Raw genomic sequence first — 3,624 nt, 5'->3', positions numbered from 1 at the left:
TGACCTACTCTCACATGGGGAGACCCCACACTACCATCGGCGCTGGTGTGTTTCACTTCTGAGTTCGGGATGGATTCAGGTGGTGCCACACCGCTATGGCCGCCAGACATAAACTGTCACAACATAAAAAACTGATTGCCTAATAAACGCCACTCTCTTGCCGTACAGCAGAGTCGCTCGCTTGTGCGTAACGTCTCAAACAACTTCGGTGTTGTATGGTTAAGTCTCACGGGCAATTAGTACGGGTTAGCTCAACGCATTACTACGCTTCCACACCCCGCCTATCAACGTCGTAGTCTTCAACGACCCTTCAGAGCACTCTAAGTGCTAGTGAGAGCTTATCTCGAGGCTCGCTTCCCGCTTAGATGCTTTCAGCGGTTATCGATTCCGAACATAGCTACCGGGCAGTGCCACTGGCGTGACAACCCGAACACCAGAGGTTCGTCCACTCCGGTCCTCTCGTACTAGGAGCAGCTCCTCTCAACTCTCAAACGCCCACGGCAGATAGGGACCGAACTGTCTCACGACGTTCTAAACCCAGCTCGCGTACCACTTTAAATGGCGAACAGCCATACCCTTGGGACCGACTTCAGCCCCAGGATGTGATGAGCCGACATCGAGGTGCCAAACACCGCCGTCGATATGAACTCTTGGGCGGTATCAGCCTGTTATCCCCGGAGTACCTTTTATCCGTTGAGCGATGGCCCTTCCATTCAGAACCACCGGATCACTATGACCTACTTTCGTATCTGCTCGACGTGTCTGTCTCGCAGTTAAGCTGGCTTCTGCCATTGCACTAACCGTACGATGTCCGACCGTACTTAGCCAACCTTCGTGCTCCTCCGTTACTCTTTGGGAGGAGACCGCCCCAGTCAAACTACCCACCAGGCACTGTCCACAACCCCGATAAGGGGCCTATGTTAGAACATCAAACATACAAGGGTGGTATTTCAAGGATGGCTCCACACCAACTAGCGCCAGTGCTTCTAAGCCTCCCACCTATCCTACACATGTAGGTTCAATGTTCAGTGCCAAGCTGTAGTAAAGGTTCACGGGGTCTTTCCGTCTAGCCGCGGGTACACAGCATCTTCACTGCGATTTCAATTTCACTGAGTCTCGGGTGGAGACAGCGTGGCCATGGTTACACCATTCGTGCAGGTCGGAACTTACCCGACAAGGAATTTCGCTACCTTAGGACCGTTATAGTTACGGCCGCCGTTTACCGGGGCTTCGATCAAGAGCTTCGCCTAAGCTAACCCCATCAATTAACCTTCCGGCACCGGGCAGGTGTCACACCCTATACGTCCTCTTTCGAGTTAGCAGAGTGCTGTGTTTTTAATAAACAGTCCCAGCCACCTGGTCACTGCGACCGCCAGCAGCTTATGACGCGAAGTCAATCACCACCAGCGGCGTACCTTCTCCCGAAGTTACGGTACTATTTTGCCTAGTTCCTTCACCCGAGTTCTCTCAAGCGCCTTAGTATTCTCTACCTGACCACCTGTGTCGGTTTCGGGTACGGTCGATGTTCATCTGAAGCTTAGAGGCTTTTCCCGGAAGCAGGGCACCAGCAACTTCACACCCGTAGGTGCTCGTCTCGTGTCTCAGCCTTAGCGACCCGGATTTGCCTAAGTCACCAGCCTACGCACTTTCACGCGGACAACCAACGCCGCGCTTGCCTAGCCTTCTCCGTCCCCCCATCGCAATGAACATCGGTACAGGAATATTAACCTGTTTCCCATCGACTACGCGTTTCCGCCTCGCCTTAGGGGCCGACTTACCCTACCCTGATTAGCATGGGATAGGAAACCTTGGTCTTCCGGCGTGCGGGTTTTTCACCCGCATTATCGTTACTCATGTCAGCATTCGCACTTCTGATACGTCCAGCAAACCTCTCGATCCACCTTCATCCGCTTACAGAACGCTCCCCTACCCAGTAGTAAACTACTGCCGCAGCTTCGGTGTATGGCTTAGCCCCGTTACATCTTCCGCGCAGGCCGACTCGACTAGTGAGCTATTACGCTTTCTTTAAAGGGTGGCTGCTTCTAAGCCAACCTCCTAGCTGTCTGTGCCTTCCCACATCGTTTCCCACTGAGCCATAACTTTGGGACCTTAGCTGGCGGTCTGGGTTGTTTCCCTCTCCACGACGGACGTTAGCACCCGCCGTGTGTCTCCCGGATAGTACTCATTGGTATTCGGAGTTTGCATGGGGTTGGTAAGTCGGGATGACCCCCTAGCCCAAACAGTGCTCTACCCCCAATGGTATTCGTCCGAGGCTCTACCTAAATAGATTTCGGGGAGAACCAGCTATCTCCGGGCTTGATTAGCCTTTCACTCCTAGCCACAAGTCATCCCCTAATTTTTCAACATTAGTGGGTTCGGTCCTCCAATTGATGTTACTCAATCTTCAACCTGCTCATGGTTAGATCGCCCGGTTTCGGGTCTATACCCTGCAACTCAACGCCCAGTTAAGACTCGGTTTCCCTACGGCTACCCTATGCGGTTAACCTTGCTACAAAATATAAGTCGCTGACCCATTATACAAAAGGTACGCAGTCACGGAACAAGTCCGCTCCTACTGCTTGTACGTACACGGTTTCAGGTTCTATTTCACTCCCCTCGCCGGGGTTCTTTTCGCCTTTCCCTCACGGTACTGGTTCACTATCGGTCAGTTGGGAGTATTTAGCCTTGGAGGATGGTCCCCCCATATTCAGTCAAGATAACACGTGTCCCGACCTACTCGTTTTCACTTTTCATGCACCTTCACATACCGGGCTATCACCGTCTATGGCTCTGCTTCCCAACAGATTCTGTTAGCACATGTAAAGCTTAAGGGCTGCTTCCCGTTCGCTCGCCGCTACTAGGGAAATCTCGGTTGATTTCTTTTCCTCCGGGTACTTAGATGTTTCAGTTCTCCGGGTTCGCCTCCTGGCACCTATTTTATTCAGTGCCGGATACTGAGCAAGCTCAGTGGGTTGCCCCATTCGGAAATCCATGACTCAAGTGGCTCTTACTGCCTCGTCATGGCTTATCGCAAGTTAGTACGTCCTTCATCGCCTCCAACTGCCTAGGCATCCACCGTGTACGCTTAGTCACTTAACCATACAACCCGAAGGTGTCTGGATTACAATGACCAAGATTGTTTGTTCTCGCTGTACACAAGTTCGATACGCCTCTACCTTACGGTTTGTTCAAGTAGAGTGGCATTTCTTACTTTATTTACAATCAGCTTTCCATGTTGTTAAAGAGCGTGTAACACTAAGTTACCGGTAAATATTCTTAACTAAGAACACTTAACGCTAACGGTTACAAGAGAAGAAGTGGTGGAGCCAAGCGGGATCGAACCGCTGACCTCCTGCGTGCAAGGCAGGCGCTCTCCCAGCTGAGCTATGGCCCCGTTGTGGGCTTTCGACCACCCCCGATAAGGGGATTTCAAGCGAGGGCAAGGCGGAAGCCGGGGAAGTGTACACCAGTACACGACTCGGATTCCAACGCAGCCATCGCGCAGAAATGGTGGGTCTGGGCAGACTTGAACTGCCGACCTCACCCTTATCAGGGGTGCGCTCTAACCAGCTGAGCTACAGACCCAGTTTCTTCTCTTTCAATATCAAGCCTGCAAACTGTGTG

At 52.1% G+C, this 3,624-nt stretch carries 2 tRNA genes and 2 rRNA genes; all 4 read right to left on the bottom strand.

Going from position 1 to position 3,624, the window contains the following annotated elements:
• Positions 1 to 107, bottom strand: a 5S ribosomal RNA gene (gene rrf / locus EST55_RS12290); the annotation flags it as partial.
• A 108-nt stretch (positions 108 to 215) separates the two neighbouring features.
• Positions 216 to 3,099, bottom strand: a 23S ribosomal RNA gene (locus tag EST55_RS12285).
• A 219-nt stretch (positions 3,100 to 3,318) separates the two neighbouring features.
• Positions 3,319 to 3,394 (bottom strand) — tRNA-Ala (locus EST55_RS12280).
• 114 nt (positions 3,395 to 3,508) lie between these two features.
• A tRNA-Ile gene (locus EST55_RS12275) sits at positions 3,509 to 3,585 on the bottom strand.
• Between the last annotated feature and the right edge of the window lie 39 nt (positions 3,586 to 3,624).

The organism is Idiomarina sp. 29L (assembly GCF_004123135.1).
GTDB lineage: Bacteria > Pseudomonadota > Gammaproteobacteria > Enterobacterales > Alteromonadaceae > Idiomarina.
Note: the sequence above shows the minus strand (reverse complement) of the source record. Positions and strands in the feature narration are given on the sequence as shown.